Origin of the sequence: Kitasatospora sp. NPDC057904, from assembly GCF_042887925.1 — a bacterium.
Taxonomy (GTDB): domain Bacteria; phylum Actinomycetota; class Actinomycetes; order Streptomycetales; family Streptomycetaceae; genus Kitasatospora.
This window is the reverse complement of the sequence record NZ_JBHVOL010000003.1, coordinates 574,671-592,528: the sequence shown is the minus strand read 5'-3', so window position 1 is coordinate 592,528 and position 17,858 is coordinate 574,671. Positions and strand designations below refer to the sequence as shown.

Below are 17,858 nucleotides of genomic sequence, written 5' to 3'. Positions count from 1 at the left end.
GGACCTCGCCCCGTTTTCCCCGTTCGTTCGTCTGATGACCCCGCATGTCGGGGCAAGGAGAGATTCGCCATGCGCTGGACCCGCAGGACCGGTCCGTCCCTCGCCGTCGTCGCCACCGCCCTCCTCGCGACCTCCTGCTCGGCCGGCGCGGGCGCGGGTTCCACCGCGAACCCGGCCGCCGCCAAGGAGACCTCCCCGCTGACCGCCGCGCTCGGCGGCGAGCAGGAGAGCGCCGGCCCCGCCCCGGCCGTGCCCGGCGCCCGCAAGGGCGGGACGGTCAACGTGTACAACAGCGTCGAGTTCCGCCACCTCGACCCGCAGAAGGTGTACGCGGGCGCCGCGTACAACGCCTCGCTGCTCTGGGGGCGTCAACTGACGCAGTATCAGGTCGTCGACGGAAAGGCCAAGCTGGTCGGCGACCTCGCCACCGACACCGGCACCTCCGCCGACGGCGGCCGCACCTGGACCTACCGCCTCAAGGACGGCGTCGCCTGGGAGGACGGCAAGCCGATCACCGCCCAGGACGTCAAGTACGGCATCGAGCGCACCTTCGGCAAGGGCTACGAGGTCGGCCCGCCGTACTGGCCCCAGTGGCTCACCGGCGAGGCGAGCTACGAGGACGCGCGCAAGAAGTACGCCGGCCCCCAGGACGGCGACCTCGCCGCCATCGAGACGCCCGACGAGCGCACCGTCGTCTTCCACTTCCCGCAGCCGCAGGCCGACGTGCCGTACATGGCCGCGCAGTCCTCGTCCGCGCCGGTGCGCCGCGACAAGGACACCGGCACCGACTACGACCGGCTGCCGTTCTCCACCGGCCCCTACCGGATCGCCGAACACGTCCAGAACACCCGCATGGTGCTGGAGCGCAACCCGTACTGGAAGGCCGAGACCGACCCCGTCCGCAGCCAGTACCCGGACCGGTTCGTCTTCACCTACGGCAAGGAGGCGCTCAACATCAACCAGGAGATCCTCTCCGGCCGCGACGGCGGCGCCGACGCCACCACCGCCTCCGACGAGCTCTCCCCCGAGCTGTACCGGACCGCCGACACCGACCCCGAGGCCAAGGACCTCGTCGTCTCCGGCCGTCAGGGCGCCTTCGTCACCCAGCTCGTGATCAACAACGAGCGCGTGCCGGACGTCGAGGTCCGCAAGGCCCTGCACCTCGCCTACCCGCGCCAGCAGGCCCGCCAGGTCCAGGGCGGCTCCCGCATCGGCGAACTCGCCACCACGCTCAGCTCGCCCGCCCTGATCGACTGGCAGAAGTACGACCTCTACCCGGCCCGGCCCGAGGGCGACCCGGACGCCGCCAAGGCCCAACTCGCCAAGGCCAAGCAGCCGCCCGCGAGCCTCACCTACGGCTACAAGAACACGCCGGACGGCCAGCGCGTCGCGCAGGTGCTCGTCGACGGCTTCGCCAGGGCCGGGATCACCGTCGTGCCCAAGCCGATCGACCCCAAGGCCTTCCTCGACGAGGTGCACCGCGCCGACTCCCCGTACGACCTGTACGAGGAGACCTCGTCCGTCGACTGGCCGACCCCGTCCACGCTCGTCCCCTTCGCCTTCGACGGCCGCGCCGGTAACGACCTCAACACCGCGCGCTACCGCAACCCGGCGGTCGACAAGGAGATCGACCGGATCAACGGGATCGGCGAGCCGCGCGCCAAGGCGAAGGAGCTGTACGCGCTGGAGCAGACCGTCATGAAGGACGTGCCGGTGCTGCCGTTCGCCTACCCGACCGCCAACCAGCTGCGCGGCGGCAACGTCGGCGGGGCGTTCATCCACCCGATCTACGGGACGGTCGGGCTCGCCTGGCTGTACCTGAAGTCCTGATCCGGCCAGGCCCGGTCCGGTCCGGTTCGGTTCGGCCTTGTTCAGTCCGGTCCGGTTTGGTTCGGTTCGGTTTGATTCGGACAGATCGGGCCGGGCCGGCAGTTCGAGGCTCACTTCGAGGTTTCAAGGTTCCGACGATGTTCTCCTTCGCCCTGCGGCGGGCCCTCCAGGCCCTCGCCGTGCTCGCCGCGGTCTCCGCCGCCGCCTTCGCCCTGTTCTACGCCGCACCCGCCGACCCGGCCCGCGCCGCCTGCGGACCGCGCTGCGACGGCGCCCAGGTGGCGGCGGTCCGCGCGAGCATGGGCCTGGACCGGCCGCTGCTCACCCAGTACACCGACTACCTGACCGGGATCGTCGCCGGGCGGGACGTCGGCGACGTCGACGGCTCGGTCATCCGCTGCTCCGCGCCCTGCCTCGGCTACTCCTACCGGCTGCACCAGCCCGTCACCGAGGCCCTCGCCGACCACCTGCCCGTCACCCTCTCGCTCACCGCCGGCGCGCTCGCCGTGCTCGTGGTGCTCGGGCTCGGCACCGGGTTCGTCTCCGCGCTGCGGCACGGGACGCGCACGGACCGGCTGCTCTCCGGGTTCACGCTCGTCGGCGCCAGCGTGCAGATCTACTTCCTCGGGTACGTGGCGCAGTGGGCGCTCGTCTACTCGACCGGCCTGCTCCCGCTGCCGTCGTACACCCCGCCGGCCACCGACCCCGCCGCCTGGGCGGGCGGGATGCTGCTGCCCTGGCTCGTCCTCGGCTTCGTCAACTCGGCCGTCTTCGCCCGGCTCTCGCGCTCGCAGCTGCTGGAGACGATGGGCGAGGAGTACGTCCGCACCGCGCGCGCCAAGGGCCTCGGCCGGCTGCGCGCCCACCTCAAGTACACGTCGCGCGGCGCGGCCGGACCGCTCGTGCAGTTGCTCGGGCTGGAGACCGGGGCGCTGCTTGGCGGGGCGGTCATCACCGAGACGGTGTTCGGGCTCAACGGCGTCGGGCGGTTCGCGGCGGAGGCGGTGGAGGGGCAGGACCTGCCCGCCGTCGTCGGGGCGGTCCTGCTCGCCGCGTGCTTCGTCGTCCTGTTCGTCGCGCTGGCCGACGTGGTGGTGGCCTGGCTCGATCCGCGCGTCCGGCTGGCTTGAGGCCCGCCCGCTGCCCACCGTCTGCCGTCCGCCGTCCGCCGTCCGCCGTCCGAAGGGAGTTGTTGTTCAATGTCGTCCGGAGTCAATGTGTCGTCCACGGAACCCGTGCTGAGCGTCCGCGACCTGTCCGTCACCTTCGCCGATCCGCGCGGCGGCCCGCCGGTCGCCGCAGTCCGGGGGCTCTCGTTCGACCTCGCCCGGGGTGAAGTCCTCGGCCTGGTCGGCGAGTCGGGCTCCGGCAAGTCCGCGACCGGGCTCGCCGTGCTCGGCCTGCACGATCCGCGGACCACCACCGTCACCGGCTCGATCCGGCTGGACGGCCGGGAGTTGGTGGGCGCCGACGAGTCGGTCCTGCGCGGGGTGCGCGGCGGCCGGATCGCGCTGGTCTTCCAGGACGCGCTCACCTCACTGAGCCCGTTCCACGGCGTCGGCGCCCAACTCGCCGAGATGTACCGGCTGCACCACCCCGGCACCGGTCGCGCCGAGGCCCGGCGACGGGCGGTCGCGATGCTCGACCGGGTCGGCATCCCGGCCGGCCGGGCCCGCGACCACCCGCACCGGTTCTCGGGCGGCATGCGCCAGCGGGTGATGATCGCCATGGCGCTGATGAACGACCCCGAGGTGCTCATCGCCGACGAGCCGACCACCGCCCTCGACGCCCGCGTCCAACAGCAAGTGCTCGACCTCCTGGGCGACTTGCAGCGCGAGCACGGCACGGCCGTGCTCCTGGTCAGCCACGACCTCGGCGTCGTCGCCGGGACGACGGACCGCACCCTCGTCCTGCGCGGGGGCCTCCCGGTCGAGTCCGCACCCACCGCCCGACTGCTGGCCGATCCACAAGAGCCCTACACCCGCGCACTGGTGGGAGCGGCGCTCACGCTGGACTCCGTACCAGGCTCACCACTTCCGACTGTTGACGATCCGTCACCTACCAGGACGTTCGGGGCGCGGGTGACGGACCGGCTGCGCGATCCGGCGCGCTGGCTCGTCGAAGTGGACGACCTCGCCGTCCACTTCCCCGGACGCCGCCGCTTCCCCGGTGGGCGCACCGAGACCGTCAAGGCCGTCGACGGCGTCGGGCTGCGCATCGCCCCCGGGGAGACCGTCGGCCTCGTCGGCGAGTCCGGCTCCGGCAAGTCCACCACCTCGCGCGTCCTCGCCGGGCTCCAGCGACCCACCGGCGGACGCGTCGCCTACGACGGCCGGGTGATCCACGACGACTCCGGCGCCGCCCGGCCCGACCACGCGCTGCGGCGCCGGCTCAGCCGCGAGGTCCAGCTCGTCTTCCAGGACCCGTACGCCTCGCTCAACCCGCGCCGCACCGTCGCCCGGACCCTCGACACCCCGCTGCGCCTGCACACCGCGCTCACGGCCGCCGGGCGGCGCGAACGCTCCGCCGAACTGCTCGAACAGGTCGGCCTGTCCGGCGACCACCTCGACCGCTACCCGCACGAGTTCTCCGGCGGGCAGCGCCAGCGGATCGGCATCGCGCGGGCGCTCGCCCCGCAGCCGCGGCTGATCATCGCGGACGAACCGGTCTCCGCGCTCGACGTGTCCGTCCAGGCACAGGTGCTCAACCTGCTGATGGAGCTGCGCGAACGGCTCGGCGTCGCCTTCCTGTTCGTCTCGCACGACCTCGCCGTCGTCCGGCACCTCTGCGACCGGGTCGCCGTGATGCACCGGGGACGGCTGGTCGAGTCCGCCGACCGCGACCGGCTGTTCGCCGCGCCGCACACGGACTACACGCGCGAGCTGCTGGCCGCCGTGCCCGGGACGAACGCGCGTGCGGCGTCCGGGGCGGATGCGCGCACGGCGTCCGTTGCGGGTACGCGTACGGCGTCCGGAGGGGCCGCCGTGGGCGGCTGAAGCTCCAGGTCGGCCGCGAGGAGGGCGTACAGCTCCATGTCGCGGCGCTCGCCGGCGATCGTCCGGTGGGCGCGGAGCAGGCCCTCGCGCCGGAAGCCGGCCCGCTCGGCCGCCCGCAGCGAGCCGGTGTTCCACGGCTCGATGTGCAGCTCCAGCCGGGCCAGCCCGGCCTCGCGCAGCGCCCAGTCCGCGACCGTGCGCAGGGCGTGGCCGGCCACGCCCAGGCCGCGGGCCGAGGCCGCCGTCCAGTAGCCGATCGTGGCCCGGCCGTCGCCCTGCGGGAACAGCCCGACGAAGCCGACGGCCCGCTCGTCGACGCGGCGCGCGACGGCGAACGGGTAGGCACCGCCGGCCGCCGCCTTGGCCCACTGCCGCTCGACGAAGGCCCGCGCGGCGTCCGCGTCGTAGCGGGCCGGGACGGTCGTCACCAGCGGGATGTACGGGTCCGCGGCGGCCTCGCGGAGTACGTCGGCGTCGCTGAGCCGCCACGGGCGCAGGTCGAACGGGCCGGCGGAGAGCGTTGGCACGGACAGGGGGCTGCGGTCCATGCTCGAAGCCTGTCACGAACGACCCGGGAGACCCACCCAATATGTCCGCCGCCGAGCCCCCGTCCCTGTCTTCGTCCCCGTCCTCGTTGTCCGCCGCGCACCGGGAGCTCGTCGACGCCGCCGAGGACGTCGCCCGCCGCTTCGCCCGCGCGGACAACCACACCGTCGCCGCGGCCGCCCGCAACGCCGACGGGCGGATCGTCACGGCCCTGAACGCTTACCACTTCACCGGCGGGCCCTGCGCCGAGCTGGCCCTCATCGGCTCGGCGGCCGGCCAGGGCGCGTACGACCTCACCGCGATCGTCGCGGTCGGCGACGAGGGGCGGGGCGTCATCCCGCCCTGCGGCCGGTGCCGCCAGGTGCTGCTCGACTACTTCCCCGGCATCGAGGTGCTCGTCGGCCGCGGGCCGGCCCTGCGGGCCGTCCGGGTTCGCGACCTCCTCCCCGACGCGTACGTCTCGGCCGGCCACCAGGACTGAGCGGGCGCCTTTCGGCGTCCTCGCGCCCCCGCCGTTCGGGCCGGATGCGGCTGCGAGGCCTCCGTCCGGGGGCTGACGCCCGTGGTCCGTCCGCCCTGGGAGAGTTCACCGACCCCGTTGGGCGCGGACCCGTGCGGGAGCAGGCTCTGGGCGGACGGGGGCATCGATGGGCGGACGACCCGCAGTGCGGTGGCCGCAGGTGGGGGTGTGCCTGGCCGCGATGGCGCTCGCGGGCGGGGCGGCGGGGAGCTGGCAGCTGTTCCAGCGGGACCTGCCCTGCCAGGGTGACGGGCCGCCCTGGCTGGTCCCGGCGCTCGGGGCGGTCGGGCTGGGGCTCCTCGGGGCCGTCGCGGCGGCGCTTTCGTGGGTGGCCGGCTGGTGGCGGTACTCCCGGCGGGCCCGGGCCGCGCTGTGGTCGCTCGCGGTGGTCGCGGTGCTGTGCGGGATCGGGATGGTGCTGCTGGGGCGCACGTGGCCGTCGTCGTGGTCGTGCGAGTGAGCCGGGGGCGTGCGGACGGGCTGTCGTGGTGCGTGTGAGCAGTCGTCGTGCGAATGCGCTGTCGTCGTGCGAATGAGCCGGGGAAGTGCGCGCGGGTCGGTGACGGCGCGCGGTCGGCGCTGTGGAGCGGTCGGGCCACCGTTCGACTGCGTCGCCGTGGCCGGAAGCGCTGGCGTGCTGGCGTCGTGCTCCGGCAAGATCTGCGGCACGCCCGGCAGACGTCATCAACCGGGTCCGTCAACCGGGGTCCATCAAGCGGACTCCACCGGCAGGGATCGCCAACCGAGGGGACACATGTCCGACGATCTGCTCATCGCGAAGATCAATCACGGGTTCCGGTACCTCGACGCCGACGGCGACGGGCTGATCACCGAGCGGGACCACGTCCTCATGGGCCACTCGGTCGCCCGTTCGCTCGGCCACCAGGAGGGTTCGGAGGCGGAGGCGGTCATCGTCCGCGCCTACCTGACGATCTGGCACGACCTCCACCTCGCCCATCTCCCGGCCGACACCGAGTCGATCACCAGGGAGCAGTTCGTCCGCTCGACGGGCGCCCTGGCCGACGACCCGGAGGCCGCCCGCACCAGCCTCGGGGCGCTCGCCGAGGCCTTCCTCGCCGTGGCCGACGCCGACCGCAGCGGCACGGTCGACGCGGGCGAGTTCTTCGTCTTCCAGCGCGGCCACTTCGTCGGCCTCTCGCGCGACGACGCCGACGAGGCCTTCCGGCGGCTCGACCGCGACGGCGACGGCACGCTCTCCGCCGAGGAGTTCACCACCGCCATCATCGAGTTCTGGACCAGCCGCGACCCCGAGGCCCCCGGCAACTGGTGGACGGGCACCCCGCCGCACGCGCTCTGACCCCGACTCCCCCGCCGGGACGTCGCGTTCGGCCCGTCAGGCCTCCGGAACGGTCCGCTCGACGAGGGTGTCGACCAGCGCCTCCTCAGGCCGTCGGAGCCCAACGCCTCGGGCAGCGCCGCGCCTTGTCGTCGACTCGGACCGGCGACGTCGTCCTCACTGACGAGCGGGCTTCCGACTGGCGCTCACCACCAGGCACACGCCCGCCACCACGATCGCCCCGCCCGCGAGGGTCGGGCCCGTCAGCGGCTCGGACAGGATCAGCCAGCCGAGGAGCACGGCGACGACCGGGTTCACGTAGGCGTACGTCGAGACCAGCGTCAGCGGCGCGTTCCGCAGCAGCCACGCGTACGCGGTGAAGGCGAGCAGCGAACCGAACAGCACCAGGTACGCGAGCGCGAACCAGGACCGGCCGGAGACCGCGGCGACGTCCAGCCCGTGCGCCTCGCCGCGCACGAGGCCGACCAGCAGGTCGCCGAGGCCGCCCGCCAGCATCTGGTAGGCGCTCGCGGCGAGCACGTTGCCCGGCATCGGCAGGCGCTTGCTGACGAACGAACCGCCCGCCCAGGTCAGCGTGGCGCAGATGATCACGATCACGCCGAGCGGCGCGATGTCCCCGCCGAACGCCGGGGCGGACAGCACTCCGAGACCGACGAGGCCGAGCAGCACGCCGGCCAGCTCGGCGGGCCGGGGCCGCTCGCCGCCGAACGCCGTCAGCAGCACCATCCAGAGCGGGACGGCCGCGACCAGCAGGGCGGCCAGACCGGACGGGACCGAGCGCTCGCCCAGCACGACGAGGCCGTTGCCGCCGGTCAGCAGGAGCACGCCCACCAGCGCCGAGGAGGCCAGCCGACGCGCACTCACCCGCAGGCCGGCCGGGCCGCTCCGGACCAGCAGGAACCCGGCGAGCAGCAGGCCCGCGGTCAGGAACCGGGCGGCGGCGGAGAGGAAGGACGGCATCGTCTCGACCGAGATCCGGATCGCCAGGTAGGTGGAGCCCCAGACGACGTAGACGACGCCGAGCGCCAGCCACACCGCACCACTGAGCCGGGCCGGGCGGGGAGGAGCAGCGGGATCCGGGGAGGCGGGGCCCGTGGAGGCCGAGTCCGGGGCGGCCGAGTCCGGGGCGGCCGAGTCCGGGGCGGCGACCGGCGCCGGTGAGGCCGGGCCTGGAGAGGCTTCGCCGTCGGTGTCCTCGGCGGAGGCTTCGGGCGATGGGGAGGAGGCGGGCGCTGTCACGGGTGTCCCCCTTGGACGGTGCTGGCAGAACATCCGATATGACACCGCATCGGCGGGCCCGCACGCCAGTGGGTATCACCAGTCGGGCACGAGGACGTACGGTGGGCGCCCCCGGACGAGAGGTCGAACCCGTGTCTGATCAGCGCCCGTCCGACGAGTCGCTTCCGTTCTTCGTCTACGGCACCCTGCGCAGCGACGGCCACAACCACGCCGTACACCTGGCGGGCCGCTGCGCCGACATCCGGCCGGCGGTCCTGGAGGGCGCCGCCCTCCACGACGGTCCCGGGTTCCCGTGGGCGGTGCCGGACCCGACGCCCGGGCGCCGGATCGTGGGTGAGCTCGTCACCGTCCGCCCTGGCGCGTACGCGGGCGCGCTCGCGGACCTGGACCGACTGGAGGAGTGCCGGGCCGACGGAGCGGGACTGTACGTACGGCAACGGCGGACGGTGCGGACGGCGTCGGGCGAGACGCGAGAGGCGTGGGTGTACTTGGCCGGGCCGACGGCGGCGGCGGAACTGCGGGCGCGGCCGGCGCTGATCGCCTCGGGGGACTGGGCGGAGCGGTGACGGGGCGAGGGGCGGCTGATTCGGGGCGGGGGGGCTCGGGCGCCGCGAACAACTTTCAGCGAACAGATGACAGATAACAGATTTCGAAATCTGTTATCTGTTCGCTGAAAGTCGTCCCCCGTCCGTCGTCACCCGTCGCCCGCCCTGATCCTCCGCCAAACCGCCAGGTAGGCTGCCCCGGCTACGTCCGTTTCCCCCTCCCGCCTCACGGCCCACCGAACGACGAGGAGCCACCCGGTGCCCGAGCTGCCACCCCCGATCACCGTCGTCGGGATCGGGGCCGACGGCTGGCCCGGCCTCGCCGCCACCTCCCGCGCCGCCCTCCACGCGGCCGAGGTCGTCATCGGCGGCCCCCGGCAGCTGGACCTCCTCCCCCACGACGAGGTGCCCGCCGACCGCGTCCCCTGGCCGTCCCCGCTGCGCCCCGCCGTCCCCGGGCTGCTCGCCGCCCACACCGGCCGCCGCATCGCCGTCCTCGCCAGCGGCGACCCGATGTTCTACGGCATCGGCCGCACCCTCGCCGAGACGGTCGGCGCCGAACGCCTCCGCGTCCTGCCCCACCCCTCCTCCGTCTCCCACGCGTGCGCCCGCCTCGGCTGGCCCCTGGAGGCCACCGAGGTGGTCAGCCTCGTCGGCCGCCCGCTGGACACCCTCGCCCTGGCCCTCCATCCCGGCCGCCGCCTGCTCGTGCTCAGCGCCGACGCCGCCACCCCGGCGGCCGTCGCCGCGCTGCTCACCGCCCGCGGTTACGGCGCCGCCCGCCTCCGGGTGCTCGAACAGCTCGGCTCCCCCGCCGAACGGCACCTCGACGGCCCGGCGGACGGCTGGCCGCACCCGCCCGGCGACCCGCTGAACGTCATCGCGGTCGACCTCGGCGCCGGCCCCCGCACCTCCCTCGTCCCCGGCCTGCCCGACGCCGCGTACGAGAGCGACGGCCAGCTCACCAAGCGCCACGTCCGCGCCGCGACCCTCGCCGCCCTCGCGCCCGCCCCCGGCGAGCTGCTCTGGGACGTCGGCGGCGGCTCCGGCTCGATCGCCATCGAGTGGCTGCGCGCCCACCGCGACTGCCGGGCCGTCACCGTCGAGCGCGACCCCGTCCGGGCCGGGCGCATCACCCGCAACGCCGCCGCGCTGGGCGTCCCCCGGCTGCGCGTCGTCACCGGCCGGGCTCCTGCCGCACTCGCGGAACTCCCCACCCCCGACGCCGTGTTCATCGGCGGCGGCCTCACCGCGCCCGGCCTGCTGGAGAGTTGCTGGGCCGCCCTGGCGCCCGGCGGCCGGCTGGTCGCCAACACGGTGACACTGGAATCCGAGGCGCTGCTCACCGACTGGTACCGGCGCCACGGCGGCGAGCTCGTCCAGCTCGCCGTCGCCCACGCCGTCCCGGTCGGCGGGTTCACCGGATGGCGGCAGGCCATGCCGGTCACCCAGTGGTCCGCCGTCAAGCCCAACACCCCCCAGGAGGACGCCTCGTGACCGTCTACTTCATCGGAGCCGGCCCGGGCGCCGCCGACCTGATCACCCTGCGCGGCCAGCGGATCCTCGCCCGCGCCGAGGTCTGCCTCTACGCCGGCAGCCTGGTGCCGCGCGAGCTCCTCGACGAGTGCCCGGCCGGTGCCCGGCTGATCGACACCGCCCGGCTCAACCTCGACCAGATCGTCACCGAGCTGGTCCGCGCCCACGAGGCCGGGCAGGACGTGGCCCGCCTGCACTCCGGCGACCCGTCCGTCTTCTCCGCGGTCGCCGAGCAGATGCGGCGCCTCGACGCGGCCGGCGTCCCGTACGAGGTGGTCCCGGGCGTGCCGGCCTTCGCGGCCGCGGCGGCCGCGCTGAAGCGGGAGCTGACCGTGCCGACGGTCGGCCAGACCGTCATCCTCACCCGGATCGCCAAGCGCGCCACGCCCATGCCGGAGGGCGAGGACCTGGCGACCCTCGGGCGCAGCGGCGCCCTGCTGGTGCTGCACCTGGCCGCCGGCTACATAGACGACGTCGTCGAGCAGCTGCTTCCGCACTACGGCGCCGAATGCCCCGCCGCCGTCGTCGCGATGGCCAGCCGCCCGGACGAACTGGTGCTGCGCGGCACGCTCGCCGACATCGCGGAGCAGGTGAAGGCGGCCGGCGTGGTCCGCACCGCGGTGATCATCGTCGGACGGACCCTCGCCGCCGAGCAGTTCCGCGACAGCCACCTCTACTCGGCGGACCGCGAGCGCCCGCACGAGCCCTGCGGGGCGTGACCCGGTGGTCCGCCACGTCCTGATCCTCGGCGGCACGACCGAGGGCCGGTCCCTCGCCGCCGTACTCGCCGGGGACCCGCACCTGCGCGTGACCAGTTCGCTGGCCGGCCGGGTGGCTCAACCCCGGCTCCCCGTGGGGGAGGTGAGGATCGGCGGCTTCGGCGGTCCGGACGGCCTGGCGGCCTGGCTGCGCGCCGAGCGCGTGGCCGCCGTGGTGGACGCCACCCACCCGTTCGCCGCCGGCATGTCCCGCAACGCCGCCCTCGCGGCCGCCGCCACCGGCGTGCCGCTACTGGCGCTGCGACGGCCCGGCTGGTCACCGGCCGACGGCGACCGCTGGCACCCCGTCCCCTCGCTCGCCGCGGCGGCCGAGGCCTTGCCCGCCCTCGGGCGGCGGGTGTTCCTCACCACCGGGCGGCAGGGCATCGGCGCCTTCGCGCACCTCGACGGACTGCACTTCGTGGCCCGCTCGGTCGACCCGCCCGAGCCGCCGTTGCCGCCCTCGCTCGAAGTCCTGCTGGACCGGGGCCCGTTCACGCTGGACGGCGAACGCGCGCTGCTGCGCGAGCACCGGATCGACGTCCTCGTCACCAAGGACAGCGGCGGCGCGGCCACCGCCCCCAAGCTCACCGCCGCGCGCGAACTCGGCCTGCCCGTGGTCGTCGTGGAGCGCCCGCCGCTGCCCGACGGCGTCCCGGTCGTGCCGGACGTCCCCGGCGCGGTCCGCTGGCTGGCCACGACGGCCGGATCCTTGGGCGAACTCGCCTAGTCTGCTGGCATGTCCGGTCGGCCTGCTCGGGAACTCGCGTGCGCCGCAGCATCGTTGGACACCCCGGGCCGCTGTGGCGGAGAGGTCCGCCCACTTCGCCGGATCCCCGTCCCCATTGATCGACGAGCGCCGCCCGCCGAACGGGAAGGACCACGGAACCACGCATGCGGACCCGCCAGAAGGAGCGCGACACCCCGGGCCCCTCGGCCCCCTGGAACGAGATCATGCCCGGGCTCTGGATGGGCGGGCACTACTGGACCCCACCCGGCGGTGATCTCGAACTCGCCATCGTGGGATACGAGTTCGACGTCGTCGTCAGCTTGTTCACGCTGCCGGGACACGGGCCCGCCCCGCACGTGGAGCACGTCGTCCGGGCGGTGCCGGACGACGTGCTCTCCGCCGCCCAGATCCGGGCCGTCCAGGACGCGGTCGCGCTCACCGCGCAGGCCGTCCGCCGGGGCCGCCGGACCCTCGTGCGCTGCCACTCCGGCTACAACCGCTCCGGCCTCGTGGTGGCGGGCGCCCTCGCGCTCCTCGGGCACGACACCGACCGGGCCATCGGACTGGTCCGGGAACGGCGTTCGCCCTGGGCACTGAACAACCCGGTGTTCGTGGAGTACCTGAACACCGGGTTGGACGTGGCCCTGCTGCTGTCCGGCCTCGACGGGGCGATCCCCTGACGGACGGTCAGGGGATCGACGCCGGCCGTCAGATGTCGCGGAAGGTCTCGATCTGCGCGCCGATCGAGTTGAGGCGCTCGGCGAGGTCCTCGTAACCGCGGTTGATGACGTAGACGTTGCGCAGCACGGAGGTGCCCTGCGCGGCGAGCATCGCGAGGAGGATGACCACCGCGGGCCGCAGCGCGGGCGGGCACATCATCTCGGCGGCGCGCCAGCGGGTCGGGCCCTGGACGAGGACGCGGTGCGGGTCGAGGAGCTTGACGTCCGCGCCGAGCCTGGTCAGCTCGGTGAGGTAGATCGCGCGGTTGTCGTAGACCCAGTCGTGGATCATCGTCGTGCCGTGCGCCGCCGCGGCGATCGCGGCGAAGAACGGCACGTTGTCGATGTTGATGCCCGGGAACGGCATCGGGTGGATGGTGTCGATCGGCGCGGTCAGCTTGGACGGGCGCACGGTGAGGTCGACCAGCCGGGTGTGACCGTTGTGGGCCCGGTACTCCGGGGTCCGGTCGTAGTCCAGGCCCATGCCCTCCAGCACGGCGAGCTCGATCTCCAGGAACTCGATCGGCACCCGGCGGATCGTCAGCTCGGAGGAGGTGACGACGGCGGCGGCGAGCAGGCTCATCGCCTCCACCGGGTCCTCGGCCGGGGTGTAGTCGACGTCGCAGGTGATCTCCGGGACGCCGTGCACGGTGAGGGTGGTGGTACCGATGCCCTCGATCTTCACGCCGAGCTTCTCCAGGAAGAAGCACAGGTCCTGGACCATGTAGTTGGGCGAGGCGTTGCGGATGACGCTCACGCCGTCGTGGCGGGCCGCGGCCAGCAGCGCGTTCTCGGTGACGGTGTCCCCGCGCTCGGTCAGCACGATCGGACGGTCCAGCGGGACGCCCGGCTCGACCGAGGCGTGGTAGGCGCCGCCGGTGGTGGCGACCTCCAGGCCGAAGCGGCGCAGCGCGGTCAGGTGCGGCTGGACGGTGCGGGTGCCGAGGTCGCAGCCGCCCGCGTACGGGATGGCGAAGTGCTCGGCGCGGTGCATCAGCGGGCCGAGGAACATCAGCACGCTGCGGGTGCGGCGGGCGGCCTCGACGTCCATCGCGGCGAGGTCGAGCTCGGCCGGCGGGGTGAGTTCGAGGTCGCGGCCCTCGTTGATCCAGCGGCTCTTGACGCCGATGCTGGTGAGGACCTCGAGGATGCGGTAGACCTCCTCGATCCGGGCGACGCTGCGGATCGTGGTGCGGCCGGTGGTGAGGAGCGAGGCGCAGAGGATCGCGACGCAGGCGTTCTTGCTGCTGCGGACGTCGATCGCGCCGGAGAGGCGGGTGCCGCCGGCGACGCGCAGGTGCATCGGGCCGGAGTAGCCGAGGGAGACGATCTCGCTGTCGAGGGCTTCGCCGATGCGGGCGATCATCTCAAGGCTGACGTTCTGCTTGCCCTGTTCGATGCGGTTGACCGCGCTCTGGCTGGTGCCGAGGGCCTCGCCGAGCTGCGCCTGGGACCAGCCGCGGTGCTGGCGCGCGGTACGGATGAGGGTGCCGATACGGGTGAGGTAGTCGCCTGTCACCCGGCAGACCATATCTCACGCTTGAGATGGCGACAGAATCAGGGGGCGAATCCTTGCTCCATTTGTCCGTTTCTCGCCCCGTATGGGCGTCAGATCTTCACATCACCATGAGATATTGCTGAGCTTTCCACGCATTCCCGGGAGTTCACCCGACTGAACCCGTGGGGCCCGGGAAGTACGGCCGCCGCGCCTCACGGCCCGAGCGGTTCCGCCCGTCCGACGATGGTGCCCGCGCGGTCGATGCAGATGACGTCCACCGCCACCGGGGAGCCGACGAGCACGCCGAGCGCCGTCGCCCGGGCCGCCTCGGCGACCAGGTCCCCCAGCGGCACGCCCGCCGCCCGGCACAACTGCACCGCCTCCAGGCCGGTGTTGGCGGCGGCCACCGCCGCGGCCAGGGCCTCGTCCGCGCCGCCGCGCCGGGCCAGGTCCGCGAGGTATCCCTTGTCCACCTGGGAGCGCGCCGAGTGCAGGTCGAGGTGACCGGCCGCGAGCTTGGACAGTTTGGCGAAGCCGCCCGCGATGGTCAGCCTCGGCACCGGGTGGCGCTTGAGGTACTTGAGGACGGCGCCGGCGAAGTCGCCCATGTCGAGCAGCGCGTCCTCGGGCAGTCCGTGCACGGCGACGGCGACCTTCTCCGACGTCGAGCCGGTGCACCCCGCCACGTGCGTGCGGCCCGCCGCGCGCGCCACGTCCACGCCGCGGCGGATCGAGTCGATCCAGGCCGAGCAGGAGTAGGGGACGACGATGCCGGTCGTGCCCAGGATGGACAAGCCGCCGAGGATCCCCAGGCGGGGGTTCCAGGTGGAGCGGGCGATCTCCTCGCCGTGGTCGACGGAGACCTCGACGACGACGTCCCCCGTCCCACCGTGCTCGGCGGCCACCTCGGCGACGGCGTCGCGGATCATCTGCCTCGGCACCGGGTTGATGGCGGGCTCGCCGACGGGCAGCGGCAGACCGGCCTTGGTGACCGTCCCGACCCCGGGACCGGCCCGGAACACCACCCCGGCGCCGGGCTCGCCGGCCCGCACCGTCGCACGGATGAGGGCGCCGTGCGTCACATCGGGGTCGTCGCCGGCGTCCTTGACCACGCCGGCCATGGCGCTCGGACCGTCCGGACCGTCCGGGGAGCCCGGGTGCCGGCCGGGGGCGGCCGAGCCGCTCGCCGGCCCGAGCTCCTCCGCGGCCAGGGCGAACGCGGGCTGCTGCCCCTTGGGGAGGGTGATGGTCACCGGGTCCGGGAACTCGCCGGTGAGCAGCGCCGTGTACGCGGCCTTGGCGGCGGCGGTGGCGCAGGCGCCCGTCGTCCAGCCGTGCCGCAGGCCGCTGCTCTTCAGCTGCCCGGCCCGGCCTCCCGGTTCGGCCACGTCCGCCTCGCTCCCTGTCTCGGTCGCCGTCGTGGCCGCTGCTCCCGTCGCCGCACCGATTGCTGCACGGACCGCCGTCCCCGGCCGCGCCACCGGTCATCACTCCGGCCGCCGCCCCGGGACGGCCGCAACGGCCTCCGGTGCCGATTTTCCCCCATGGACCCGGCCGGACGGTGACCGGGGCCCTCGGCCGACGTGGGTGAGGGTACGGGCGGACGTGCGGGCAGGGATGCGGGCAGGGATGCGGGCAGGGATGCGGGCGGGCATGCGGGCGGGGGCCGGTGGGAGCGGCGGGAATGGCCGCCTCTCGTTACCGAGAAGTTCTCTGCACGGGTCTCGAAACCGCCGCCTACCAGTGAGTAATCTGTCGCTCCGCCAGATGCGGGTTCATGACACGAGGCCCGGGACCGGTGCGACCGGCCGGGTCATCAGAATGCGGGGTTTTCGTGGCAGGGATGAGTCGGCGTACGTTCGTGACGGGTACGTCGGTGGCCGCCGCCTGGGCGGCCCTTTCGCTGGGCGGCGCGCAGTTCGCGTCGGCGGCGGCGCGCGACCGGGCGCTGGCGGCCACCGCCGCGAGAGCCGTCCGGGTGACCGGGACCACGCTCGACCAGGTGGCGACGCCGGTCGGCAACGGCTCTTACAAGCGGCTGACGGCCGGGCCGGGCTGGCCGCTGGTCGTCCGCGGGGACATCGCGGCCCCGGGCAGCGGGCGCGACGACCGCCGCACCGGGCTGGCCAGCTTCGTCCAGTTCTCCGACCTGCACCTGGTCGACACCGAGTCGCCGTTCCGCTTCGAGTACCTCGCCAAGTTCCTCGGCGCGGCGCACCGGCCGCACGAGACCCTGAACGCCCGCGGTGTCTCGGCCCTCGTCGAGCGCGTCAACTCGCTCGCCGGCGGCCCCTACACCGGGATGCCGTTCAGCCTGGTGATGGCCACCGGCGACAACACCGACAACCACGAGCACGCCGAACTCGACTGGTACCTCACGGTGATGGGCGGCGGACGCCTCGCCCAGAACACCGGTGACCCGAACCGCTACGAGGGCGTGCAGAACTCCGGCAGCTCCGCCTACTGGAACCCCGAACTGTCCTTCCAGGACGGCTACAAGGCGAAGGGCTTCCCGCAGATACCCGGCTTCCTGTCGGCCGCCGGCCGCCCCTTCGACGCCCCCGGCCTGCGCACGCCCTGGTACACGACGGTCGGCAACCACGATGACAGCCTTGAGGGTTCGCTCCCGGACCTCGGCCTGCTGAACGACCTCTACACCGGCCGGTACAAGCTGGAGGGCTGCGACGACGCCGAGGCCGGCCGCCTGACGGAGGCCCTGCGGCACGACCCGGCGAGCGCCGCGCTGCTGCTCGGCAAGCTGCTGGCGACCGGCGACGCGGTGCGCGAGATCACCCCCGACGAGCGCCGACGGCCGTTCACCCTCAAGGAGTTCGCGAAGGCCCACCTCGACCCGGCAGTCACCGGCGCGGGCCCGCACGGGCACGGCTTCACCTCGGACATGGTGAACAGCGGCAAGCTCTTCTACACCTTCCGCATCTCGGAGAAGGTCCTCGGCATCAGCCTGGACACCACCAACCAGGCCGGATTCGCGGACGGTTCGATCGGCACCGCCCAACTGCGCTGGCTGGAGCAGCAGCTGAAGGCGCACAGCGGGCACTGGTACGACGGCAACGGGCGCAAGGTGACGGGCGGCAGCGCCGACGACCTGATCCTGATCTTCAGCCACCACACCAGCGGCACCATGGGCAACCTGCTGCCCGACCCGCGCAACATCTTCGAGAAGCGGCACGACGGGAACGAGCTGGTGGCGCTGCTCCAGCGCTACCCCAACGTCGTCGCGTGGGTGAACGGGCACACCCACAGGAACCAGATCACGGCGCACGGGCACGCGGTGCCGGAGCGCGCGTTCTGGGAGATCAACACCGCCTCCCACATCGACTACCCGCAGCACGGCCGGATCATCGAGATCGCGGACAACGGGGACGGCACGCTCTCCCTGTTCACGACGCTGATCGAGTCCGACGCCCCGTACGGGACGGACTTCGGCAGCACGTCGGACGCGAACCTGGCCGCGCTCTACCGCGAGCTGTCCTACAACGACCCGTACGGGCGGCCGGCCGCGCTGCTCGGCGCGGGGCAGGACCACAACACGGAGCTGCTGATCACCAAGCCGACTCGGTGACTGGGGCGGCCGGCGGTCTGCGGTCTACGGTCAGCGGCTG

At 73.7% G+C, this 17,858-nt stretch carries 15 protein-coding genes and 1 pseudogene; 12 read left to right on the top strand and 4 right to left on the bottom strand.

All coding sequences use genetic code 11. From position 1 onward, the window contains the following. Positions 1-69: 69 nt before the first annotated feature. The 3 genes from ACFVSN_RS11335 to ACFVSN_RS11325 all read left to right on the top strand — a co-directional run bounded on the left by ACFVSN_RS11335 (position 70) and on the right by ACFVSN_RS11325 (position 4,826). Positions 70-1,830 (top strand): ABC transporter substrate-binding protein, encoded by a 1,761-nt coding sequence (locus ACFVSN_RS11335; RefSeq protein WP_387954620.1) that lies wholly within the window; start codon positions 70-72, stop codon positions 1,828-1,830. A 137-nt stretch (positions 1,831-1,967) separates the two neighbouring features. Continuing rightward, a complete protein-coding gene (locus ACFVSN_RS11330; RefSeq protein ID WP_380489259.1) occupies positions 1,968-2,960 on the top strand; it encodes an ABC transporter permease in 993 nt (330 codons plus the stop codon). A gap of 69 nt (positions 2,961-3,029) precedes the next feature. Continuing rightward, positions 3,030-4,826 (top strand): dipeptide ABC transporter ATP-binding protein, encoded by a 1,797-nt coding sequence (locus ACFVSN_RS11325; protein ID WP_387590716.1) that lies wholly within the window; start codon positions 3,030-3,032, stop codon positions 4,824-4,826. 101 nt (positions 4,827-4,927) lie between these two features. On the opposite strand, the pseudogene ACFVSN_RS11320 reads toward ACFVSN_RS11325, so the two are convergent. After that, a pseudogene (locus tag ACFVSN_RS11320) lies at positions 4,928-5,374 on the bottom strand (GNAT family N-acetyltransferase); the annotation flags it as partial. Positions 5,375-5,415: 41 nt separating this feature from the next. Here ACFVSN_RS11320 and ACFVSN_RS11315 point away from each other — a divergent pair. The 3 genes from ACFVSN_RS11315 (at position 5,416) to ACFVSN_RS11305 (ending at position 7,210) form a co-directional block, all read left to right on the top strand. After that, positions 5,416-5,853 carry a cytidine deaminase family protein gene (locus ACFVSN_RS11315; RefSeq protein ID WP_380447664.1) on the top strand — a complete coding sequence of 146 codons (438 nt, stop codon included), beginning with the start codon at positions 5,416-5,418 and terminating at the stop codon, positions 5,851-5,853. A 166-nt stretch (positions 5,854-6,019) separates the two neighbouring features. Next, positions 6,020-6,352 (top strand): hypothetical protein, encoded by a 333-nt coding sequence (locus tag ACFVSN_RS11310; RefSeq protein ID WP_380447666.1) that lies wholly within the window; start codon positions 6,020-6,022, stop codon positions 6,350-6,352. Between the two features lie 294 nt (positions 6,353-6,646). Beyond that, positions 6,647-7,210, top strand: coding sequence for an EF-hand domain-containing protein (locus ACFVSN_RS11305; RefSeq protein WP_380447668.1), 564 nt, complete (start codon positions 6,647-6,649; stop codon positions 7,208-7,210). A gap of 156 nt (positions 7,211-7,366) precedes the next feature. On the opposite strand, the gene ACFVSN_RS11300 is transcribed toward ACFVSN_RS11305, so the two are convergent. After that, positions 7,367-8,449 (bottom strand): EamA family transporter, encoded by a 1,083-nt coding sequence (locus tag ACFVSN_RS11300; protein ID WP_387954618.1) that lies wholly within the window; start codon positions 8,447-8,449, stop codon positions 7,367-7,369. A 131-nt stretch (positions 8,450-8,580) separates the two neighbouring features. On the opposite strand from ACFVSN_RS11300, the gene ACFVSN_RS11295 reads away from it, so the two are divergent. The 5 genes from ACFVSN_RS11295 to ACFVSN_RS11275 all read left to right on the top strand — a co-directional run bounded on the left by ACFVSN_RS11295 (position 8,581) and on the right by ACFVSN_RS11275 (position 12,698). After that, positions 8,581-9,015 carry a gamma-glutamylcyclotransferase family protein gene (locus tag ACFVSN_RS11295; RefSeq protein WP_380447672.1) on the top strand — a complete coding sequence of 145 codons (435 nt, stop codon included), beginning with the start codon at positions 8,581-8,583 and terminating at the stop codon, positions 9,013-9,015. Between the two features lie 237 nt (positions 9,016-9,252). Then, positions 9,253-10,491: a precorrin-6y C5,15-methyltransferase (decarboxylating) subunit CbiE gene (gene cbiE, locus ACFVSN_RS11290; protein ID WP_380503060.1), complete on the top strand. Its 1,239-nt coding sequence runs from the start codon at positions 9,253-9,255 to the stop codon at positions 10,489-10,491. Beyond that, complete coding sequence (gene cobM, locus ACFVSN_RS11285) at positions 10,488-11,249, top strand: precorrin-4 C(11)-methyltransferase (protein WP_387954616.1); 762 nt, start codon at positions 10,488-10,490, stop codon at positions 11,247-11,249. Before cbiE ends, cobM begins: the two co-directional genes overlap by 4 nt. Positions 11,250-11,253: 4 nt before the next feature. Next, positions 11,254-12,018 (top strand): cobalt-precorrin-6A reductase, encoded by a 765-nt coding sequence (locus ACFVSN_RS11280; RefSeq protein ID WP_387590727.1) that lies wholly within the window; start codon positions 11,254-11,256, stop codon positions 12,016-12,018. 164 nt (positions 12,019-12,182) lie between these two features. Then, positions 12,183-12,698 (top strand): protein phosphatase, encoded by a 516-nt coding sequence (locus ACFVSN_RS11275; protein ID WP_387590730.1) that lies wholly within the window; start codon positions 12,183-12,185, stop codon positions 12,696-12,698. Between the two features lie 28 nt (positions 12,699-12,726). Here ACFVSN_RS11275 and ACFVSN_RS11270 read toward each other — a convergent pair whose 3' ends face one another. Together ACFVSN_RS11270 and ACFVSN_RS11265 are read right to left on the bottom strand one after the other, a co-directional pair. After that, positions 12,727-14,256 (bottom strand): UDP-N-acetylglucosamine 1-carboxyvinyltransferase, encoded by a 1,530-nt coding sequence (locus tag ACFVSN_RS11270; protein ID WP_359957966.1) that lies wholly within the window; start codon positions 14,254-14,256, stop codon positions 12,727-12,729. A 191-nt stretch (positions 14,257-14,447) separates the two neighbouring features. Continuing rightward, positions 14,448-15,623 (bottom strand): cobalt-precorrin-5B (C(1))-methyltransferase, encoded by a 1,176-nt coding sequence (locus ACFVSN_RS11265; RefSeq protein WP_387590733.1) that lies wholly within the window; start codon positions 15,621-15,623, stop codon positions 14,448-14,450. Between the two features lie 455 nt (positions 15,624-16,078). Between ACFVSN_RS11265 and ACFVSN_RS11260 the strand changes: the two genes are divergently transcribed. Further along, positions 16,079-17,818: a TIGR03767 family metallophosphoesterase gene (locus ACFVSN_RS11260; RefSeq protein ID WP_380447843.1), complete on the top strand. Its 1,740-nt coding sequence runs from the start codon at positions 16,079-16,081 to the stop codon at positions 17,816-17,818. Positions 17,819-17,858: the final 40 nt, after the last annotated feature.

Bases quoted from the DNA above. Each gene is read 5' to 3' on its own strand.
- ACFVSN_RS11335 (WP_387954620.1), top strand. From the start codon at position 70: ATGCGCTGGACCCGCAGGACCGGTCCGTCCCTCGCCGTCGTCGCCACC.
- ACFVSN_RS11275 (WP_387590730.1), top strand. From the start codon at position 12,183: ATGCGGACCCGCCAGAAGGAGCGCGACACCCCGGGCCCCTCGGCCCCC.
- ACFVSN_RS11260 (WP_380447843.1), top strand. From the start codon at position 16,079: ATGAGTCGGCGTACGTTCGTGACGGGTACGTCGGTGGCCGCCGCCTGG.
- ACFVSN_RS11330 (WP_380489259.1), top strand. From the start codon at position 1,968: ATGTTCTCCTTCGCCCTGCGGCGGGCCCTCCAGGCCCTCGCCGTGCTC.
- ACFVSN_RS11315 (WP_380447664.1), top strand. From the start codon at position 5,416: ATGTCCGCCGCCGAGCCCCCGTCCCTGTCTTCGTCCCCGTCCTCGTTG.
- ACFVSN_RS11325 (WP_387590716.1), top strand. From the start codon at position 3,030: ATGTCGTCCGGAGTCAATGTGTCGTCCACGGAACCCGTGCTGAGCGTC.
- ACFVSN_RS11305 (WP_380447668.1), top strand. From the start codon at position 6,647: ATGTCCGACGATCTGCTCATCGCGAAGATCAATCACGGGTTCCGGTAC.
- ACFVSN_RS11310 (WP_380447666.1), top strand. From the start codon at position 6,020: ATGGGCGGACGACCCGCAGTGCGGTGGCCGCAGGTGGGGGTGTGCCTG.